The organism is Actinoplanes sp. TBRC 11911 (assembly GCF_012933445.1).
GTDB lineage: Bacteria > Actinomycetota > Actinomycetes > Mycobacteriales > Micromonosporaceae > Actinoplanes.
The window spans coordinates 441,554-464,126 of the sequence record NZ_JABBNC010000001.1 but is presented as its reverse complement, the minus strand read 5'-3'; the positions used below and the strand labels follow the sequence as shown (position 1 = coordinate 464,126).

Annotated in this window: 6 protein-coding genes; 2 read left to right on the top strand and 4 right to left on the bottom strand. The window is 70.5% G+C overall.

Annotated elements, in window-relative coordinates; translation table 11 throughout:
- Window positions 1-640: 640 nt before the first annotated feature.
- A complete protein-coding gene (locus HH310_RS01960; protein ID WP_169173603.1) occupies window positions 641-1,696 on the bottom strand; it encodes a LacI family DNA-binding transcriptional regulator in 1,056 nt (351 codons plus the stop codon).
- A gap of 1,366 nt (window positions 1,697-3,062) precedes the next feature.
- On the opposite strand from HH310_RS01960, the gene HH310_RS01955 reads away from it, so the two are divergent.
- Window positions 3,063-5,861: a family 43 glycosylhydrolase gene (locus HH310_RS01955; RefSeq protein WP_169173602.1), complete on the top strand. Its 2,799-nt coding sequence runs from the start codon at window positions 3,063-3,065 to the stop codon at window positions 5,859-5,861.
- A 41-nt stretch (window positions 5,862-5,902) separates the two neighbouring features.
- Here the strand turns inward: HH310_RS01955 and HH310_RS01950 are convergent, their stop codons facing one another.
- The 3 genes from HH310_RS01950 to HH310_RS01940 form a co-directional block, all read right to left on the bottom strand.
- The gene (locus tag HH310_RS01950) at window positions 5,903-7,159 is read right to left on the bottom strand and encodes a sugar ABC transporter permease (protein WP_169173601.1); all 1,257 of its coding nucleotides are present in this window, start codon (window positions 7,157-7,159) and stop codon (window positions 5,903-5,905) included.
- 61 nt (window positions 7,160-7,220) lie between these two features.
- Complete coding sequence (locus HH310_RS01945; RefSeq protein WP_169173600.1) at window positions 7,221-8,885, bottom strand: DEAD/DEAH box helicase; 1,665 nt, start codon at window positions 8,883-8,885, stop codon at window positions 7,221-7,223.
- Between the two features lie 112 nt (window positions 8,886-8,997).
- A complete protein-coding gene (locus tag HH310_RS01940) occupies window positions 8,998-9,342 on the bottom strand; it encodes a DivIVA domain-containing protein (protein WP_169173599.1) in 345 nt (114 codons plus the stop codon).
- A gap of 153 nt (window positions 9,343-9,495) precedes the next feature.
- Here HH310_RS01940 and HH310_RS01935 point away from each other — a divergent pair, with 153 nt between their 5' ends.
- The gene (locus tag HH310_RS01935) at window positions 9,496-22,431 is read left to right on the top strand and encodes a fibronectin type III domain-containing protein (RefSeq protein WP_169173598.1); all 12,936 of its coding nucleotides are present in this window, start codon (window positions 9,496-9,498) and stop codon (window positions 22,429-22,431) included.
- Window positions 22,432-22,573: the final 142 nt, after the last annotated feature.

Genomic DNA, 22,573 nt, shown 5'->3' with positions numbered 1-22,573 from the left:
AATTATCGAAACTAATTAGCCGCGCGCCGCGCGCGCGTTCAAGCGCGGGGCGCGGGCGGCGGGCACCGCGGGCGGCGGGCACCGCGGGCGGCGGGCACCGCGGGCGGCGGGCACCGCGGGCGGCGGGCACCGCGGGCGGCGGGCACCGCGGCGTTCGCGTGCTCAGCCGGGTGCGAGCGCCGCGTGGGCCGGCGGCGTGGTGCTCGGGTGCTCATTTGCGGGTGCGGGCGCGGGCGCGTCGTGGGACGGGCGGCTCGGCGTTCGCGTGCTCAGCTAGGTGTGGGCACTGTGTGCGGCAGGTGGCGCGGTGTTTGCGCGTTCAGCCGAGTGCGGTCGCTGCGCCGGCGGGCGGCGTGGCGTTCGGGTGCTCAGCCGGGTGCGGGCAGTGCGTGCGGCGTGCGGCGTGCGGCATGGTGCTCGGCCGGGTGCGGGGACTGGGTGGGGCGGGCGGCGTGGCGTCGCGTGCTCGGCCGGGTGTGGGGACTGGGTGGGGCCGGCGGCGCGGTGTTCGGGTGCTCATTTGGGGTGCGGGCGCCGCGTGGGGCCGGTGGCGCGGTGCTCGCTGCTCGGCCGGGTGTGGGGACTGCGTGCGGACCGGGTGTGGGGACTGCGTGCGGCGGGCGGCGCGGTGTTCGGGTGCTTATTTGGGGGTGCGGGCGCCACGTCGGGCCGGTGGCGCGGTGCTTGCGCGCTCGACCAGCCGGGCCGGCACCAGGTGGTGCTCGTCGGTCAGGGGTGCACCGTCGCGGATCTGGCGCATCAGCAGGTCGACCAGAGTGCGGCCGATCTCGTCGAAGTCCTGGTGGACGGTCGTCAGGGCAGGCCGCACGTAGGCCGCGAGGGGGATGTCGTCGAAGCCGGCCACGCTCACCCGGCCGGGTACCGCAACGCCCGCATCGGCGAGGGCGCTCATCACTCCGACGGCCATCTCGTCGTTCGCCGCGAAGATCGCGGTGACCTCCGGGTCGGCGGCGAACTCGACCCCGGCCCGGTAACCCGACGCGGACGACCAGTCACCGACCACCGGCGCGGGTATCGGCCGTCCGGCAGTGCGAAGGGCGTCGCGCCACGCCTCGGTGCGTTCGGCGGCCGAGCCGGAATGCTCGGGCCCGGCGACGTGGTGCACGGTGTGGTGCCCCAGCTCCAGGAGGTGGTTCACCGCGAGCAGCGATCCCCGCCGGTGGTCGGTGCCGACGGCGGGATGGTGGCCCACCAGGTGTGAGTCGGAGACCGCCACCGGCAGCCCGGGCGGCACGGTCAGGGTGGCCGGGGTGTCGTCCTCGGCCCGGATGATCACCAGCCCGTCGATAGACTGGTGGGCCAGCCGCAGCACCGCCGTATTCACTTCGGACGGGGTCGGCGCGTCGATCCCCACCAGGCTGACCGTGTAGTCCTCGCGGCGGGCGGCCTCGACGATCGCCTGCACGGTGAGTGACTCTCCGGTGCGGTGGAGCTGGTGCGCGATCACGCCGATCGCGCCGTAGCTTCCCACACGCAGCGCGCGAGCCGCCAGATTCGGGGAGTAACCGAGCTCGGTCATGGCGGCGAGTACCCGGTCGCGTGTCGTCGGACGGACCCGGGCCGAAGCCTTGGCGACCCGGGAGGCAGTCTGGGGGGAGACCCCGGCGAGCTGGGCCACCTCGAGCAGGGACGGTCGGGCACCCGCACGCCGGCTGTTCACAGTGCTGTCCGACATGGCCCCAAGCGTATTGCCCGGCCGGTCCGCCCCAGCGCGCCGCACGCCGCAGCAAGACTCGGCCGCTGACGGCCACGCGCGGCCGCTCCTCTTGCCGGGCTAACGACGGCTCGGCGAGCGGGTTCGCCACGGTGGCCGAGAGAGCGGCGCGGTGGCCGGAAGCGCGGCGCGGGTGGCCGGGAGAGCGGCGCGGTGCCGGGAGAGCGGCGTGGTGCAGCGAGAGCGGTGTGGCCGGAAATGCGGCGCGGGTGGCCGGGAGACTGGCGCGGTGCCGGGAGAGCGGCGGCCCAGGGGGAGCGGCGCGATGGCCGGAAGTGCGGCGCGGTGGCAAGGGACGCGTGTTGCTGCTCGGCGGCCGGCAACCCGGCATGGTCAACCAGCGCCGGGCGCCCTGTGCGGCCCACGATGTGGGACCTGCGTCCGCTGTGCGGGACTGACGACCGCATGGTGGTCACCGGGTCCGCGATCTGGGATCTGAGTCCACTATGGAGTATATATTCGTCCCATCTCGCGGCTTTTGTTCGCTAGCTTTCTCCGATGTTTTGTAGACCTTGGAGAGTTATGGCTCGTATGTGGGCGTAGGTCTCCAAGGTCGCGGGAAAGTCCAGGATGTGGCCGGGATCGCCACATAGTGGGATCGGTGACGAGGCATGGGGCGACCGTGGAGGCGAGATGTCTGGCCACCGCGGAGACGAGGCATGGGCACCATGGTGACCGGGTTGGGGCCATTGCGGCGACGAATCGTGGGCCGCTCTGTTCCCAGGCGTGGGTTGTCGTGGTGGCGAGGCGGCGACCGCTGCGGTGACGACGCGGCGGCTGCCGTGGTGACGAGGCGACGGCCGCCGTGGTGATGGGGCGACGGCCGCTGTGGTGATGGGGCGACGGCCGCTGTGGTGATGGGGCGACGGCCGCTGTGGTGATGGGGCGGCGGCCGCTGTGGTGACGGGGCGGCGGCCGCTGCGGTGGCGAGGCGGCGGCTGCCGTGGTGACGAGGCGGCGGCCGCCGCGGTGACGGGGTGCGCGGCCGCTGCGGTGACCAGGCGTGCAGCCGTTGCGAGCACGCGGCTCGCTGGTCAACTCGGCGGCCGATCTCGTGTGTGGATCGCCCGAGGGGGCACATGCCGGAGCACAGTCCGTAACGGTGAGTCGGAGTTGTGCGACCGCTCCTGGACCCGCGCGGCACCCGGATCCGCCCCGATCTCGCGCAGGAACAACCACGTCGGAGCTGACTGCCAGTCGGGGCAAACAGGACGCCGCACGCGCATTGACAGCAAGATCGAGACGCGCCTAGCTTGAAATGGCAACGTTGCCATTTGGTCGGCGCAGCGCCGGCCGGCGACGTCCGAATGCACATTGGAGTGAGTTCGTGACAAGAGAACGATCGACCGACCGGTGGTCGGGGCGGCGGGGTAAAGTCGCCGTCCTGGGCGTCGCACTAGCGACGGTGGTCTCGGTGACGGGCCTGCCGATCGCCGCGAACGCGGAGACCGCGACACCCCGGCACATCGCCGCGGCGGGCACCGCGACACCTCAGCCCATCGCCGATGGCGACGTCGCGGACGGACATCTCGGCGACCCGGCGTCGGCGAATCTGTCGTCCATCGACGGCCGTGGCGGCTACGTCCTCGCCGACCAGGCCTCGAAGACCTACTACCTCTACGCGCAGAGCACCTCCGACACCGGCATCGTGGTCTACACCAGCAAGGACCTCCGGAAGTGGTCCGGGCCGGCCCACGTCTACTCGGTGCCGAAGGGGGCCTGGAACGCGAACGAGGCGGCCACCGCGCCCGAGGTCACCGCGTATCACGGCAAGTACTACCTGCTCACCACCCTGCACAACAGCACGGACATCCTCGAGCACGGCAAGACCGGCTCCGGCTGGGACAGCTCGGGCAACCGCTACCTGGACACCAGCCCCGAGGCCACGGTGCTGGCGGTGGCCGATTCGCCGAAGGGTCCGTTCACCGACGTCAACCCGGCGAAGCCGCCGACCGACCTGTCGCTGATGACCAAGGACGGCACGCTGTACGTCGACCCGGACGGCACCCCGTACCTGGTCGACGCGCACGACTGGATCCAGAAGATCGACAGCACCGTGGAAGCCGTCCGGCTCACCGGCGATCTGACCGGGCCCGCCGCCACCCAGACCTTCCTGTTCAAGGGCTCGGACGCGGCGTTCTACCAGGACCGGAACTTCGCCAGCGCCGATCCCACGTACAACGCGGCCAACACCGACCAGCTCTCGCCGTTCAAGGTCTCCGACCCGGAGATCACCACCCTGCCCGGCGGCGGCCTCGTCATGCTCTGGACCACCCAGAAGCAGGGCCAGTACGTCGAGATGCAGGCCGTCTCCCGGACCGGCAACATCAACGGCCCGTGGGAGCAGGAGCAGGCCCTGCTGACCGGTGACCGCGGTAGCGCGATGTCGTTCACGACGTTCGGCGGCAAGCGGGAACTGCTGGCCCGCAACGGCCTGTCCGGCACCGGGGCCGGGCACCTCGAGATCTACGACGCCGGCCTCACCGCGAACGGCTTCACCCTCGACCGGCACCGCGCCGACCTCGACGGCATCGCCGGCATGACGCTGCGTGACACGAAGGCGCCGGACATCTACGTACCGTCAACGCGCGTGGTGACGACAAAGGACAAAAAGGCCAAGGTCCACTTCCTTGCGTACGCCCGTGACGACCGCGACGGCTGGGTACCGGTGACCTACGCGGTCCGTCCGGACTCGGAGTTCAAGCTCGGGAAGACGACCGTGCGCGTGACTGCCAAGGACGCCGCCGGCAACCGCTCGTCGGAGTCCTTCGTGGTCGACGTCGAGCACCCGGGTGCGAAGCCGGCCGACCCGAAGCCCGCGCCCACCGGCACCGCGGACCTGGCGACCAGCTTCCCGCTGACCATGCCGCAGATGCCGCTGCACGACCCGTACATCCTGCCCGACGCGACCAGCGGGACGTACTTCCTCTACACGGCGAACAACTCGGGCACCAGCGGCAACGCGGCCAAGGGCGTCATGGCGTACCAAAGCAAGGATCTTGTGCATTGGTCGGTGCCGAAGCTGATCTACACGGTGCCGACGAGTGCGGACGTGTGGAACGCCTACGACTCGCCGTGGGCGCCCGAGGTGCACCTTTACCAGGGCAAGTATTACCTGTTCACCACGCTGGACAACCAGAAGGCGACCACGGCCGAGAGCGTCAGCGGGCCGGACTCGACGCGCTGGGTGCCCACCTACAAGCGCTCCTCCATCCTGGCGGTGGCCGACACCCCGGTGGGGCCGTTCACCGACATGAACGTCAAGGCTCCGGTCACCGACCCGACCTTCGACACGCTGGACGGGACGCTGTACGTGGACCCGACCGGCAAGCCGTACCTGGTGTTCGCCAACGAGTGGCTGCAGAAGCTCGACGGCACGATGGACGCGCTCCCGCTCACCGGCGACCTCTCCAAGGCGGCCGGGCAGCCGATCTTCATGTGGAAGGCCTCGGACGCGCCCTGGTATCAGGATCCGCTGTACGGCGGGAAGTACACCTCTGTCACCGACGACAAGCAACTGTCGGCGAAGCAGCTCTCCGGCTATGTCACGGACGGTCCCGAGCTCTACAACACGCCGAACGGAAGCCTGGTCTCGCTGTGGACCACCTACCGTGACGACACCTACATCGAGACGCAGGCGATCTCGCGGACCGGCAACATCAACGGGCCGTGGGAGCAGCTTCCGCCGCTGATCTTCGCGGACAAGGGGCACGGCTCGGTGTTCACGGACTTCGCCGGCAACCTGCACATGGTCATGCACAACCACATGAGCAGCGGGACGCCGCGCGGCGAGATCTACGACATGAAGCTCACCGACAACGGCTTCCAGGTGCTCGCTCACCGTGAGGACCTGGACGGGGTCGCGGGCGTCGATCTCAGCGACACCCTGGCGCCCAAGATCTATGTGCCTTCCACACGCGTGGTGACGGCGTCATCGCGTACGGGAGCCCGGGTTTCGTTTGTGGCCGAGGCGACGGACGACCGGGACGGCGCCGTGGCCGTGCATTACTCGAAGGCGCCCGGGTCGACGTTCCCGGTCGGGCGCTCGACGGTGACGGTCACCGCACGTGACGCCGCGGGCAACGTGACGCACACCAGCTTCGCGGTCGTCGTCAACCGTAAGTAAGCCGGTCGTCGTCAACCCTTAAGTAAGCGGCGCCCCGGTCCTCACGGCCGGGGCGCCGCTCCCGCCCGGCGCCGGGCAAGGGCGTCGACGCTGGCGGCGATCAGCAGGATCAGGCCGGTGAAGAGGTACTTCGTGCCGGAGCTCAGGCCCAGCAAGCCCATGCCGTTGTCGATGACCGCGATGACCGCGCCGCCGATGATCGCGTGGATCGCCTTGCCGCGGCCGCCGAACAGGCTGGTGCCGCCGATGACCGCGGCGCCGACCGAGTACAGCAGGATGTTGCTGCCGCCGGTGGCCGGGTCGACCGAGTTGGCCCGGCTGACCGCGAGAATGCCGCCGATCGAGGCCATGAACGAGCCGATGACGAACACCGAGATCCGGATCCGGTCCACCGGGATGCCGGCGCGGCGGGCCGCCTCGGAGTTGCCGCCCACCGCGTAGACGTGCCGGCCGTAACTCGTCCGGCCGAGCACGAACGTCCAGATCACCAGGAACGCCGCGAGAATCGGTACCACGATCGGGACGCCCTTGACCGAGGTGATCGCCGGGTTGACCGCCCGCTGCCGGGTCAGGAAGTACGTCGCCAGCAGGATCACCACGGCCAGCGCGATGATCCGGGCGGCCACGATCCCCATCGGATCGGCGAGCAGCCCGCGCCTCGTCCGGGTCCGCACCTTGTTGAGCTGCGACAGCGCGTAGGCGGCGACGGCCACGATCGCCAGGATCCAGCTCCACAGCACCGGCACGTTGCCGTTGTTGAGCTTGACCACGAACGTGTTCGTGATGGTGATGTTGGTGCCGCCGCCGAGCAGCACGAGCAGCAGGCCCTGGAAGCCCAGGAACGCGGCCAGCGTCACCACGAACGACGGGATGCCGACCTTCGCGACCAGCACGCCGAGGAGCACGCCGATCACCAGACCGGACAGCAGCGCGGCGGCGATCGCCCCGTACCAGGGCCAGCCGTGGTGGGTCAGCAGGATCGCCATCACGGCGCCGCAGACCCCGGAGGCGTACCCGGCGGACAGGTCGATCTCGCCCAGCAGCAGGACGAACACCAGGCCCATCGCGATGAACACGACCTGCGCGCTCTGGTTGAACAGGTTCGCGAAGTTCAGCGAGCTGAAGAAGGTGTCGCGGGCGATGCCGAAGATCAGGCTCAGCACGATCAGGCCGAGCACCGCCGGTAGTGTGCCCAGGTCACCGCCGCGGACCCGGCCCCAATAATCCTTGATGTAGCTGCCGACGGTGGGCTTGGCGACCTCGATGCCGATCGCCGGTTTCACAGGTGTTGCGACCACGGGCCCAAGAATTCACCGGACACATCGGATTCAGAATGCTCGATCGTCGTGGATTCTTGCTTCAGCGCACGAAACGCTCCCGCCGCACGGTCGGTCGCCGGCCCCGGATCGTGCTGCGTTGCATGGCCGCGATGACCATGTCGGCGGCCGGCTCGGGGACCTCGACCAGCGAGAAACGGTCGGTGATCTGGATCGCGCCGATCTCGCGGGCGCTGAGCCCGGACTCGCCGGCGATCGCGCCGACGAGGTCCTGCGGGCGCAGCCCGGCTCGCCGGCCGATGCCGAAGAACAACCGGGTGACGCCGTCGTCCGGGCGGTCCCGCTGCCCACCGCCGCGCGGTGGCCTGGTCTCGCGCTCGCGGCGCGGGGCCGTCGGCGAGGGGATCTCTTCCTCCTCGATGTCGCCGCCGGCCGCCTCGTGCAGCAGTTTGATGGCGGCGAGCGCGACGTTCTCGACGTCGAACTCGTCGGTGAGCGAATCCAGGACGACCCGGAAGCGTTCCAGGTCGTCGGTTTCCAAGCTTGCCTGCAACGCCGTACGGGTCAGCTCCAGCCGCCGGGCCCGCAGGTCGGTGACCGTCGGCAGCTTCTCCAGGGTGATGCGCTGGCCGGTGAGCCGCTCGATCGCCTTGAGCATGCGCTGCTCACGCGGCTCGGCGAGGGTGATCGCGGAACCCTCGCGCCCGGCCCGGCCGACCCGGCCGATGCGGTGCACGTACGCCTCGGGCGCCGCCGGCACGTTGAAGTTGATGACGTGGGTGAGCTGCTCGACGTCGAGGCCGCGGGCCGCCACGTCGGTCGCCACCAGCAGTTCGGTGCTGCCGTTGCGCAGCCGGCCCATGACCCGGTCGCGCTGGTCCTGGCTCATGCCGCCGTGCAACGCCTCGGCACGATAGCCGCGGCCGTTGAGCGTCTCGGTGACCTGGTCGACCTCTTCCCGGGTGCGGCAGAAGACGATCGCCGCGGTCGGCGCCTCCACGTCCAGGATCCGGCCGAGAGCGGCGGGCCGGTGCGCCCGGGCCACCATGTACGCGCTTTGCCGCACCAGCGGAATGTCACCCGGGGCGACGGGCTTGCGACCCATCGTGATCCGTACGGGATTACGCAGGTGGCGCCGCGCGATGCTGTCGATCCGCGGCGGCATCGTCGCGGAGAAGAGAACGGTCTGGCGCTCGTCGGGAGTCTCCGCCAGGATCGCCTCGATGTCCTCGGCGAACCCCATGTCGAGCATCTCGTCGGCCTCGTCGAGCACGACCGTGCGCACGTCACCGAGCCGCAGCGTGGCCCGCTCGATGTGATCGAGCACCCGGCCCGGGGTGCCGACGACGACGTCCACGCCGCGCGCCAGCGCCTGCAACTGCCGCCCGATGGGCTGCCCGCCATACACCGGCAGCACGCGGACGCCCAGGTCACGGCCGTACCGGTGGACCGCCTGCGACACCTGCTCGGCCAGCTCGCGGGTCGGCACCAGGACGAGCGCCGCCGGGCCCGAGTCGCGGCCACCGGGCGTCAGACCCTGCAGCACGGGCAGCGCGAACGCGGCCGTCTTGCCGGTGCCGGTCGCCGCCTGGCCCACCAGGTCGTGGCCGGCCACCAGCGGGGGAATCGCCTCCTGCTGGATCGGCGTGGGCTCTTCGTAACCGAGCGTGCTCAGGGCCTTGAGGAGTTCCGCCCGTAGACCCAGCCCGGCGAAACCTGACTCGGATTCGAGGGGATCAGGGTTCATGGCGACAACCATAGAGACCCGCTCGGACGTGCGGCTCAGCGGGCGCTGTCCAGCAGTGCGCGCACCTGTTGGGCGAAGGCGTACGAGACGATCTCCCGCGCTGACCTGTCCCTCAGAGGTGGTGCCGGTCGGCCAGTTCGCGCAGCCGCCGGACCTCGTCGATGATGAGCTGGTCGGTGGGTTGCAATATGCGCAGCACCGACCCCAGCGTCGAGCGGAAATCGTCGCCCGGCACCGGGCTGTCGAGCGCCTGCCGCAGTGCATCGATCGCGGCGTCGACCTGGGCGCGGTCGTAGCCGCGCAGAACAGTGTCGAACGCGCTGTCCCGCAGAGAGTCCCGCGCCGCCGCCCGCCGCCAGGCATCGGTGGAGTCCAGCGCCTCGAGCGCGGGGTTGAGGACCTTGTCGACCTGGGTCCGCTCGTAGCCGCGCAGCACCACCGTGAAATCGAAGACCATGCAAACAATTTAGATCTACGGCGCACCCCGCCTCGGTGATCCACTCGGCGCCTCGGACCGCTTGACATGCCAATCCTCGGGCATGGTTGCGAGTTTTCCTCATAAACTGCGCAAGTCGGGACAAATGAGCTTCACGCGCGGAGATCAGGGGACATGCCCGGTCGGCATCGACAGGCGAGCGGTCGGCGGCACCGGCGTTTCCGGTGGCGGTCGGCCCTGCTCGGCTTGTTGCTCGCCGCCGGCTGGCTGTGCGTGGTGCCGGCGCCGGTCGCCGCCGCGTCACCGTGCACCACCGGGACCACGCCGGTGCTCGGCGATCTGGTCACCTGCTCGGCCGTCGGCAACGTCAAGCTCGGAATCCCCGTCGGTGCGACCCGGGCCGTGGTCTCGGTGGCCGGTGCGGGCGGGGCGGCCAACTCGGCGGTGCCCGCCGCGCTGGCCGGCGGCAGGGGAAAGCTGATCCAGGGAACCATTACGTGGCCGGCCGGAACGTCGTCGCTCTCGGTCTGGACGGGCGGCGGCTACAGCGCGAGCGTCACGGCGCAGGGCGGCGACGGTTCCGGCATCATCGCCGTCGGGCCCGGCGTGCTGTCGAAGCTCGTCATCGCCGGGGGCGGTGGTGGGGCCGGGACCGACGCGGCCAATGCCGGCAACACCGGCAAGGGCGGCGACGCCGATACGGTCGGCGGCGGGCCGTTGGGTGGATCCCCGGGAGCCGCGGGCGCCGGCGGGGCCGGGGGAGGCTCGGTGCTGCCTCTCAACGGCGGCAGCTATCCGGGCACGGCCGACGCGGCCACGGACAGCATCGCGGCCGGGGGTGCCGGCGCCAGCGTCGCCCTCAGCACGTGGAAGGCCGGTGGTGGCGGCGGTGGCTACGGCGGTGGTGGTGGCGGGGGGCTGGTCGTCGTCGGAGTGCTGACCAGCGGTGGCGGTGGCGGCGGGTCCTGGACCTCACCCCAATACATGACGACGACGTCGGTGGGGACGCAGGCCAACGGCGGGGTCGTCGGCGGCGCCGCCGGTGCCAACAACGGCTCGGTCTCGCTGACCTTCTTCGGGGTGCCCGGCACGCCCACGGTCGGTACGGCCACCGCGGGGGACCAGTCGGCGACGGTGGCGTTTAACGCGCCGGCCAGCACCGGTGGTTCGGCGATCACCGGGTATACCGCGACTGCTTCGCCGGGCGGGCGTACGGGGACGTGCAGTTCGTCGCCGTGCACGGTGACTGGTCTGACCAATGGTGTTTCTTATACGTTCACCATCCACGCGACCAACGCGGCGGGCGACTCGGCGGAATCCAGCGGGTCGAATGCCGTGACGCCGTTTGGACTTCCCGGGGCGCCGACGGCGGTGTCGGCGACCGCGGGAAATACGCAGGCGGCGGTCAGCTTTACGGCGCCGGCTTCCAACGGCGGTGCGGCGATCACTGGGTATACCGCGACTGCTTCGCCGGGTGGGGCGACCGGGACGTGTGCTTCGTCGCCGTGCACGGTGACTGGTCTGACCAACGGTGTCTCGTACACGTTTAGCGTGCACGCGACCAACGCGGCGGGGAACTCGGCGGAGTCCGCCGCATCCAGCGGGGTGACGCCGGTGGCCGTACCGGGGGTGCCGACCGCGGTTTCGGCTGTTGCGGGCAATGCCCAGGCGGTGGTCAGCTTTACGGCGCCCGCTTCGAACGGTGGCACTGCTATTACCGGGTATACCGCGACCGCGTCGCCGGGTGGGGCGACCGGGACGTGTGCTTCGTCGCCGTGCACGGTGACTGGTCTGACCAACGGTGTTTCTTATGCGTTTACCGTGCACGCGACCAATGCCGTCGGCAACTCGAGCGAGTCCACGGCGTCCAGCTCGGTGACGGCGGTCACGGCGCCGGGGGTGCCGACGTCGGTTTCGGCTGTTGCGGGCAATGCCCAGGCGGTGGTCAGCTTTACCGCGCCCGCTTCGAACGGTGGCACTGCTATTACCGGGTATACCGCGACCGCCTCGCCGGGTGGGGCGACCGGGACGTGCGCTTCGTCGCCGTGCACGGTGACCGGTCTGACCAACGGTGTCTCGTACACGTTTACCGTGCACGCGACCAACGCGGCGGGCAGCTCGGCGGAGTCGGCGGCCTCGGCCGCGGTGATTCAGCCTGTCGCGCCTGGGCAGCCGACGGGGGTTTCGGCTGTTGCGGGCAACGCTCAAGTGGCAGTCAGCTTTACCGCACCCGTTTCGAACGGCGGTGCGGCGATTACCGGGTATACCGCTACCGCGTCGCCGGGTGGGGCGACCGGGACGTGTGCTTCGTCGCCGTGCACGGTGACCGGTCTGACCAACGGTGTCTCGTACACGTTTAGCGTGCACGCGACCAACGCGGCGGGCAGCTCGGCGGAGTCGGCGGCCTCGGCGGCCGTGACACCGGTTGCCGTCCCCGGGCCGCCGACGGCCGTGTCGGCGGTCGCCGGAAACACGCAAGCGGCGGTGAGCTTCACCGCTCCTGCTTCCACCGGCGGTACGGCGATCACCGGCTACACGGCGACCGCTACTCCGGGCGGGCGCACCGGCACGTGCGCGTCGTCGCCCTGCACGGTGACCGGGTTGACCAACGGGACCGGCTATACATTCACCGTGCACGCGACCAACGCGGTCGGCGATTCCGCGGAGTCGAGCGCATCCGGTGCGGTGACGCCGGCAACGGCTCCCGGCGCGCCGACCGCGGTGTCGGCGGCTGCCGGTAACGCCCAGGCGGCGGTGTCGTTCACCGCGCCCGCTTCGAACGGTGGTGCGGCGGTCACCGGGTATACCGCGACCGCCTCGCCGGGCGGTGGGACCGGCACGTGCACCGGGTCGCCGTGCACGGTCACCGGCTTGACCAACGGTGTCTCTTACACGTTTACCGTCCATGCGACGAACGTCGCGGGCAGTTCGGCCGAGTCGGCGGCGTCGGCGGCGGTGACCCCGGACGTCGTGCCGAACGCGCCCGCCATCGGTGTCGCGATCAGAGGGAATCAGTCGGCGACGGTGTCGTTCACGGCGCCCGCTTCCAATGGTGGTACGGCGGTCACCGGGTATACCGCGACGGCTTTGCCGGGCGGGGCAACCGGGACGTGCGTCTCCTCGCCGTGCACGGTGACTGGGCTAACCAACGGAACCGCCTACACCTTCACCGTCCATGCGACCAATGCGGCCGGTGTGTCGGCGGAGTCCGCGGCCTCCAACGCGGTGACGCCGGCTTCCGCTCCGGGTGCGCCGACCGTGGTGTCGGCCTCCGCGGGTAATGCGCAGGCGACGGTGTCCTTCATCGCACCCGTTTCCCATGGTGGTGCGGCGGTCACCGGGTATACCGCGACGGCCTCGCCCGGCGGCGTGACCGGCACGTGCACCGGTTCGCCGTGCACCGTGACCGGGCTGACCAACGGTGTCGCCTATACCTTCACGGTCCATGCCACCAACAGCGTGGGCAGTTCGGCCGAGTCCTCGGCGTCCGCGTCGGTCACCCCGGACGTCCTGCAGAACGCTCCCACCGTCGGCGTCGCGGTCGGCGGGAACCAGTCGGCGACGGTGTCGTTCACCGCGCCCGCTTCCAATGGTGGTACGGCGATTACCGGGTATACCGCGACCGCTTTGCCAGGCGGGGCTACCGGGACGTGTGCGAGCTCGCCGTGCACGGTGACTGGTCTGACCAACGGTACGAGCTACACGTTTACGGTGCACGCGACCAATGCCGCTGGTGCGTCGGCGGAGTCCGCGGCCTCGAACGCGGTGACCCCGGCCGCGGCCCCCGGCGCGCCGACCGCGGTGTCGGCCGGGGCGGGCAACGCCCAGGCGGCGGTGAGTTTCACCGCGCCGCCGAACAACGGCGCGACCATCACCGGATACACGGCCACGTCGACGCCGGGCAACAAGACCGGGACCTGTACGTCGTCGCCGTGCACGGTAACCGGCCTGACGAATGGCATCGCCTACACGTTCACCGTGCACGCCACGAACAGTGCGGGAAATTCGGCCGAGTCGTCGGCGAGCTCATCGGTGACCCCGGACGTCCAGCAAAACGCGCCCACGATCAGTGTCGCGACCGGCGGTAATCAATCGGCCACCATCTCGTTCACCGCGCCCCTTTCGAACGGCGGCACCGCGATCACCGGCTATACCGCGACCGCCTCGCCGGGCGGGGCAACGGGGACGTGCGCCTCGTCGCCGTGCACGGTGACCGGTTTGACGAACGGAACGAGCTACACCTTCACCGTCCATGCGACCAACGCCGCCGGTGTGTCGGCGGAGTCCGCAGCCTCGAACGCGGTGACCCCGGCCGCGGCTCCCGGCGTGCCCACCGCGGTGTCGGCCAGCGGGGGCAACGCTCAGGCAACGGTTTCCTTCACTGCGCCAGCCTCCAACGGTGGCGCGACCATCACGGGCTATACCGCGACCTCGACGCTCGGCAGCGTGACGGGGACTTGCGTAAGCTCGCCGTGCACGGTGACTGGCCTGACCAACGGCGTCGCTTACACGTTCACCGTCCATGCCACCAACAGCGCCGGAAGTTCGGCCGAGTCGTCGGCATCCGCGTCGGTCACCCCGGATGTGCGTCAAAACGCTCCCACCATCGGTGTCGCGGCCGCCGGCGATCGGTCGGCCACTGTTGCCTTCACCGCTCCCGCCGCCAACGGCGGCACCGCGATCACCGGCTACACCGCGACGTCGACGCCCGGCAACGTGACCGGCACCTGCGCGAGCTCGCCCTGCACGGTGACTGGTCTGACCAACGGAACCGCCTACACCTTCACCGTGCACGCCACCAACGGCGCGGGCAACTCGGCCGAGTCGGCGGCGACCACGGCGGTCACCCCGGACGTCCGACCGAACGCCCCCACCGTCGGCCTCGCCGTCCGGGCGAACCAGTCGGCGACCGTGTCCTTCACCGCGCCGGCCTCCAACGGCGGCACGGCCATCACCGGGTATACCGCGACCGCTTCGCCAGGCGGGGCCACGGGAACGTGCAGCTCCTCGCCGTGTGCGGTGACCGGTCTGACGAACGGGACGAGCTACACGTTCACCGTGCACGCGTCCAACGCCGCCGGTGACTCGGCCGAGTCCGCCGTCTCGAACGCGGTGACACCGGCCGCGGCGCCCGGACCACCGACCGGCCTGTCGGCGACCGCGGGCGACGCCCAAGCTGCGATCACCTTCGCGGCGCCGGCGAACAACGGTGGCGCGGCCATCACCGGCTACACCGCAACCTCGACGCCCGGCAACGTGACCGGCACGTGCACGAGCTCGCCTTGCACGGTCACTGGCCTGACCAATGGCGTCGTCTATACGTTTACCGTGCACGCCACCAACAGCGCCGGGAGTTCGGCCGAGTCGGCGGCGACCACGGCGGTCACTCCGGATGTCCGGCCGAACGCTGCCACCATTGGCACGGCGATCGGCGCGAACCAGTCGGCAACGGTGTCGTTCACGGCTCCGGCCTCCAACGGCGGCACCGCGATCACCGGCTACACCGCAACCTCGACGCCCGGCAACGCGACCGGCACCTGCGCGAGCTCGCCTTGCACGGTGACTGGTCTGACCAACGGAACCGCCTACACCTTCACCGTGCACGCCACGAACGCCGCCGGTGACTCAGCGGAATCCGCCGCCTCCAACACCGTCACACCGGCCGCGGCACCCGGCGCACCGACGGCGGTGTCGGCAGCCGCGGGCAACGCCCAGGCGACCGTCAGCTTCACCGCCCCGGCGACCAACGGCGGCGCGACCATCACCGGCTACACCGTAACGTCCACACCGGACAATGAAACCGGCTCCTGTACGGCGTCCCCCTGCACCATCACTGGGCTGACCAACGGCACCTCCTACACCTTCACCGTCCACGCCACGAACAGCGCGGGCAACTCGGCCGAGTCGTCGGCGTCGGCGGCGGTGACCCCGGATGTGGTGCCGAACGCGCCCGCCATCGGTGTCGCGATCAGAGGGAACCAGTCGGCGACGGTGTCGTTCACCGCGCCCGCTTCCAACGGCGGCACCGCAATCACCGGCTACACCGCGACCTCGACACCCGGCAACATGACCGGCACCTGCCTGAGCTCCCCCTGCACGGTGACTGGGCTAACCAACGGAACCGCCTACACGTTCACCGTCCACGCGACCAACGCCGACGGCGATTCGACGGAATCCACCGCGTCCAACGCGGTGACACCCGCTGCCGCACCGGGCCCGCCGACCGCGGTGTCGGCGACCGCCGGCAACGCCCAAGCGACGGTCACCTTCACCGCACCACCCAACAACGGCGCCACCATCACCGGCTACACGGCCACCTCGACCCCGGACGGCAGAACCGGCGTCTGCACCGCGTCGCCCTGCACGGTGACTGGTCTGACCAACGGCACCGCCTACACGTTCACCGTGCACGCCACGAACATCGCGGGTGATTCCAGCGAGTCGTCCGCAAGCCCGCCGGTGACCCCGGACGTGCGGCACAACGCTCCCACCATCGGCACCGCGGTCCGTGGCGACCGCTCGGCGACGGTGGCGTTCACCGCGCCGGCCTCCAACGGCGGTACGGCAATCACCGGCTATACCGCTACGTCGACGCCTGGCAACGTGACCGGCACCTGTGCGAGCTCACCGTGCACGGTCACCGGTCTCACCAACGGAACCAGTTACACCTTCACTGTCCACGCGTCCAACACCGCCGGCAACTCGGCCGAATCCGCCGCGTCCAACGCCGTGACGCCCGCCGACGCCCCCGATGCACCGACCGCGGTGTCGGCGACCGCTGGCGACACCGCGGCGACGGTCAGTTTCGGCGCGCCGGCGAACAACGGCGCGACCATCACCGGCTACACCGCGACGTCCACACCGGACAACAAGACCGGCACCTGTACGTCATCGCCCTGCACGGTAACCGGTTTGACGAACGGGACCGCCTACACGTTCACGGTCCACGCCACCAACAGCGCGGGCAGCTCGACGGAGTCGTCCGCCTCCCCGGCGGTCACACCGGATGTCACCCCGGACGCCCCGGCCATCGGCACCGCGACCCGCGGGAACCGGTCGGCGACGGTGGCCTTCACCGCGCCTCCCTCCAACGGCGGCACCGCAATCACCGGCTACACCGCGACCTCGACACCCGGCAACGTGACCGGCACCTGTACCAGCTCGCCCTGCACGGTGACTGGGCTGACCAACGGAACCGCCTACACCTTCACCGTCCACGCGAGCAACGCCGCCGGCGACTCACCCGAATCGGCAGCCTCCCACACCGTGACACCGGCCACCGCACCCGATTCGCCAACCGCTGTGTCGGCGACCGCGGGCGACGCCCAGGCGACGGTCACCTTCACCGCTCCGGCCGACGACGGCGGCGCGACCATCACCGGCTTTACCGCGACGTCGACGCCGGACGGGCGTACGGGAACCTGTTCTTCATCGCCTTGCATCGTCACCGGCTTGGCCAACGGCATCGCGCACACCTTCACCGTGCACGCCACCAACAGCGCGGGCAACTCGGCCGAATCGGCGGCGAGCGCGGCGGTCACCCCGATCGGGTCGCCCAATCCGCCGGTGATCACCGGGGTGACCGCCGGGAACGCGTCCGCGACGATCGCCTTCACCCCGCACGCCGTGACGGGCGGCGGAACCATCACCGGATTCACCGCGACGTCAACACCCGACAGCAAAACCGGTTCCTGTACGGCGTCCCCCTGCACCATCACCGGCCTGACCAACGGCACGGCGTACACCTTCACCGTGCACGCGACCGGAAGCGGCGGCACCTCCGGTGAGTCGGTCGCCTCGTCCCCGGTGACGCCCTCGACCACGCCGGGCACGCCGGCCGTCGACACCGTCACCGAAGGCGATCGGCAGGTGTCGGTGGCGTTCACCGCGGCCGGCGACGGTGGGGCGGCGGTTACCGGATTCACCGTGACCTCGGACCCGGAAGGACACACCGCCACCTGTGCGTCGTCACCTTGCGTGGTGGGCGGGCTGGCTAATGGCACCGCGTACACGTTCACCGTGCACGCCACCAACGGCAACGGCAGCTCGGCCGAGTCGAGCCCGTCTTGGGTGGCGACACCCGCCGTGTCGCCGGACGCACCCACCATCGGGGCGGTGACCGAGCGCAATGCGAGAGTCGACGTGGCCTTCACCGCGCCCGCCGACGACGGGGGCGCGGCCATCAGCGGCTATACCGTGACCGCTTCGCCGGGCGGGCGTACGGGAACCTGTGTTTCGTCGCCGTGCACGATCACCGGGTTGACCAACGGAACCGGTTACACGTTCACCGTCCATGCCACCAACCGCAAGGGCGACTCGGGTGAGTCGGCGTCGTCGGCGACGGTGACCCCCGCGACGATCCCGGACCCGCCGGTGATCGGCACCCCGTGGCGTGGCGACACGCAGGCGCAGGTCGACTTCACCGCCCCGGCCGATGACGGCGGCGCGGCCATCACCGGCTATACCGCAACCGCTTCGCCGGGCGGGCGTACGGCTACTTGTGTTTCGTCGCCATGCACTGTCACCGGGTTGACCAACGGTACCGGTTACACGTTCACCGTCACCGCCAGCAACTTGGCCGGCACGTCCGCACCGTCGGCAATGTCCAGCTCGATTACGCCGGCCGCGGTGCCCGACGCGCCGGTCATCGGCGCGGTCACCGCCGGGAATGCGCGGGCCGTCGTGGCCTTCACCCCGTCGGCCAGCCCGGGCGGGTCGCCGATCACCGGCTACACGGCCGTCTCGTCGCCGGGCAATTTTCGGGGCACGTGCGCGTCGTCGCCGTGCACGGTGACCGGGCTGAGCAACGGAACCCCTTACACCTTTCACGTGTACGCCACGAACGGTGTCGGTGATTCGCTGCCGTCGTCGTGGTCGTCGGCGGAAACCCCGGCCACCACACCGGATGCCCCGACGATCGGCGCGGTTACTCGCGGCGACCAGGAAGTCTCGGTGGCGTTCACCGGGCCGGCCGACGATGGTGGGGCGGTGGTTACCGGTTTCACGGCACTGTCTAATCCGGACGGCCGTACGGCGCATTGCTGGTCTTCGCCTTGTCTGGTGACTGGGCTGACCAACGGTGTCGGCTACACGTTTACCGTGTGGGCGACCAACAGGGTCGGTGACTCGCCGGTGTCGGCCGCGTCCGCAACGGTGGTGCCGGCTGCGGCGCCCGGGGTGCCGACCGGTGTCTCGGCCAGCGCTGGGAACGGACGGGCGGACGTTTCGTTTGCCGCGCCCGCGGACAACGGCGGGCTGATCGTCAGCGGCTATACGGTGACGGCCGCTCCGGGTGGGCTCACCGCGCAATGCCCGTCGTCGCCGTGCACGGTGACCGGGCTGGCCAACGGCACCGGATACACGTTCACGGTGCGCGCGACGAATGCGGTCGGCTCGTCCGGGGAATCCGCGGCGTCACCCACCGTGACTCCAGCCACCGTCCCGGACGCTCCGGTGATCGGCACGCCGGCACGCGGCGGTGCCGAGGTTCGGGTCGCGTTCACCGCTCCGGCCGACGACGGTGGCGCGTCGATCACGGGCTATACCGCGGTGTCTGCGCCGGACGGGCGTACCGGGACCTGTTCCTCGTCGCCCTGCCTGGTGGCCGGGCTGACCAACGGCACGGGTTACACCTTCCGGGTGTACGCCACGAACAGGGTCGGCGATTCGTCACTCTCGGTCGCGTCCGCCTCCGTGACGCCCGCGGCGGTGCCCGGCGCCCCGACTATCAGTGCCGTCACGGGCGGTGATGCGCGGGCCGACGTCTCATTCGTCGCGCCCGCGAACGTCGGGGGCTCGCCGATCACCGGGTACACCGCGGTCGCGGACCCGGGCGGGCGCAGCGGCACGTGCGTGGTGTCGCCGTGCGCGGTGACGGGCTTGACCAACGGGGTTGCGTACACCTTCACCGTGTACGCCACCAATGGTGTCGGCGACTCGCTGCCATCGGCGGCGTCATCGCCGCCCGTGACGCCGGCGCGGGCCCCGGACGCTCCGGTCATCGGTGCGGTGACCCGAGGTGATCGCCAGGTTTCGGTGGCGTTCGGCGCCCCGCCGTCGGACGGTGGTGCATCGATCACGGCCTACACGGTGGAGTCCTCGCCCGGCGGGCATACCGGTTCGTGTGCTGCGTCGCCCTGCACGGTGACCGGGCTGACGAACGGCACGACGTACACGTTCTCGGTGACGGCCACCAACTCGGCCGGGACCTCCCCGCCGTCGTCCGCGTCCGCGTCGGTCACGCCCGCGGTCGTGCCCGGTGCGCCGGCGATCGGCACGGCGGTCGCGTCTGACGGGCGCGCCGACGTTTCGTTCACCGCGCCCGCGGACAGCGGCGGTTTGACCATCACCGGGTACACGGCGGTGGCGTCGCCCGGCGGCCGCACCGGCACGTGTACGGCGTCGCCGTGCACAGTGACCGGGTTGACGAACGGCACCGCCTACACGTTCGCCGTTTACGCCACCACGGGCGCCGGTGACTCCCCGCTGTCAGCTTTCACCTCGCCCGCCGTGACCCCGGCGACCGTTCCCGACGCTCCGCTCATCGGCGCCGTGACCCGCGGTGATCGGCAGGTCGTGGTCGCGTTTGTTCCCCCGCTCGACGACGGCGGCGCGCCCATTACGGGCTACACCGCGGTGGCATCGCCCGGCAACCGAATCGGTTCGTGCGCTGCGTCGCCCTGCACGGTGACCGGTCTGACCAACGGCACGAACTACACCTTCACTGTGTACGCCACGAATCGCGTCGGCGACTCGCTGGCCTCCGGTATGTCTGCTTCGGCGACCCCCGCCGCGGTGCCCGGGGCGCCGGTGATCGGGGTGGCGACGCCGGGGGATGCGCGTGCTGAGGTGTCTTTCGTGGCGCCGGTGTCGACTGGGGGATCTTCACTTACCGGCTATACGGCGGTCGCGGACCCGGGCGGTCGGACCGGGACGTGCGTGTCGTCGCCGTGTGTGGTGACGGGTCTGTCGAACGGTACCGGGTACACGTTCACGGTGTTCGCCTCAAATGCTGTTGGCGATTCGCCGCCGTCGGCCGCCACGGCGCAGATCGTTCCGGTGACTGTTCCGGCGGCACCGACGATTGGTTCGGCGGCGGCCGGGAATGCGCGCGCTGAGGTTTCTTTCGTGGCGCCGGTGTCGACCGGAGGATCCTCACTTACCGGCTATACCGCGGTCGCGGATCCGGGCGGTCGCACGGGCACGTGTGTGTCGTCGCCGTGTGTGGTGACCGGTTTGGCGAACGGTACGGAGTACACGTTCACGGTGTTCGCCTCCAATGCTGTTGGGGATTCGCTGCCGTCGGCTGCCACGGCGCCGGTCATTCCGGCGACCGTCCCGGGGGCGCCGGTGATTGGGGCTGCGACGGCGGGGAATGCGCGCGCCCAGGTGTCTTTCGTGGCGCCGGTGTCGACCGGGGGATCAGCCATTGTCGGTTATACCGCGGTGGCGGATCCGGGTGGCCGGACCGGGACGTGTGCGTCGTCCCCGTGTGTGGTGACGGGTCTGGCTAACGGTACTGAGTACACGTTTGCCGTCTTCGCCACGAACGCTGTCGGGGATTCGGCGCCGTCGGCGGCTACGGGGCCGGTCACTCCGATGACCGTTCCGGGGGCACCCACGATTGGTTCGGCGGCGGCCGGGAATGCGCGTGCTGAGGTGTCGTTTCTGGCGCCGGCCTCGACCGGGGGAGCTCCAATCACCGGCTATACCGCGGTAGCCGATTCGGGCGGTCGGATCGGGACGTGTGCGTCGTCGCCGTGCGTGGTGACCGGTTTGGCGAACGGTACCGAGTACACGTTTGCCGTGTTCGCCACGAACGCTGCCGGGGATTCGCCGCCGTCTGCCGCCACGGCGCCGGTCGTCCCGGCGACCGTTCCAGGAGCGCCGACGATCGTTGCGGTGACGGCCCGGGACGGCGCCGCTGACGTTGCTTTCGCCGCGCCGGCTTCGAACGGCGGTGCGCCCGTCACGGCGTACACGGTGATGTCCTCCCCTGATGGCCGCACTGGCATCTGCGCGTCGTCGCCGTGCGCGGTGACCGGACTGACAAACGGGACGACGTACCGGTTTACCGCGCACGCCACCAACCGGGTCGGCGATTCACTCGAGTCCGCCATCAGTGACGATGTCACGCCCGTTGGCGTGCCCCAGCCGTCGCCGTCACCCTCCTCAGCGCCAAGCGTGACGCCGTCGCCGATTGAGTCGCCTTCGTCATCGCCCACCGTGGTTCCGTCGCCCACCGCAGCGGCACCGTCGCCTTCCGTCTCGTCGTCCACTGTGGTGCCGTCGCTTACCCCGGCTGCGCCGTCCTGGCCCCCCGCCTCGTCGTCGACCACCGTGGTGCCGTCCCTGACCGCGGCCGCGTCCCCGTCGCCGGCGCCCGTCCTGCCGGCCGCTCCAGCCGCACCCGTTGCCGCCGCTGGAATCTCGTCGGTCACCGTGACCTGGGCTGCCTCGGACGACCGCGCGGTGACCGGTTACCTCGTGGTGGCTTCGCCCGGGCCGGCCACCTGCGCCACATCCCGGACCACGTGCGTGATCGGCGCGGTGGCCGGCGTCCGGTACACGTACACGGTCATCGCCCGCGCCCTGACCGGTGACTCCCGGCCCAGCGCGCCGAGCAACTCGGTGATCGCTGTGGCTCCGACCTCGCCGCCGCTGGTCCCGGGCACCGCGCTGAGCTTGACCACCGACCACGGTGACCTTCCGGTCATCCAGCCCGGCGGGAGTTTCGTGGTGCTCGGCTCGGGTTACGCCCGCTATTCGACGGTCACGCTTACCGCCTATTCGACGCCGATCCCGCTGGGCCGCGCGACCACCAGCGACCAAGGTAGGTTCGCAAAAGAGGTCACGCTGCCGCTCTCGTTCTCCGGTGCCCGCCACTCGTTGGTCGCGCAGGGTGCGGCACCCGACGGCACGCTACGCACGATGAAGGTGACGTTGACCGTGCTCGCACCCGTCACGCACATGCCGGTCACGGGCGCGCCGATCGTCTGGCTGACGGCGACGGCCATGCTGGCGGTCGCCGTCGGCCTCACCTTGCGCCAGTTCGGCGCGGGGCCCGACCGCCGGGCTGCGCGCCCCGGTCGTCACCGGGCCATGCCGTAGACCGTCGTGTGTCCTGGATCCCACGCGTCTATACCAGAGGCCTAAATTTCGGATAAATGCGCCGAAAATGGGCAAAGACTCGAGAGCTGCTCGGCAGGCCTTTTGCGTCCCCTACACTCGCTCGCCCGAGACGGCGAAGACC

Bases quoted from the DNA above. Each gene is read 5' to 3' on its own strand.
- HH310_RS01960 (WP_169173603.1), bottom strand. From the start codon at position 1,696: ATGTCGGACAGCACTGTGAACAGCCGGCGTGCGGGTGCCCGACCGTCC.
- HH310_RS01945 (WP_169173600.1), bottom strand. From the start codon at position 8,885: ATGAACCCTGATCCCCTCGAATCCGAGTCAGGTTTCGCCGGGCTGGGT.
- HH310_RS01940 (WP_169173599.1), bottom strand. From the start codon at position 9,342: ATGGTCTTCGATTTCACGGTGGTGCTGCGCGGCTACGAGCGGACCCAG.
- HH310_RS01935 (WP_169173598.1), top strand. From the start codon at position 9,496: ATGCCCGGTCGGCATCGACAGGCGAGCGGTCGGCGGCACCGGCGTTTC.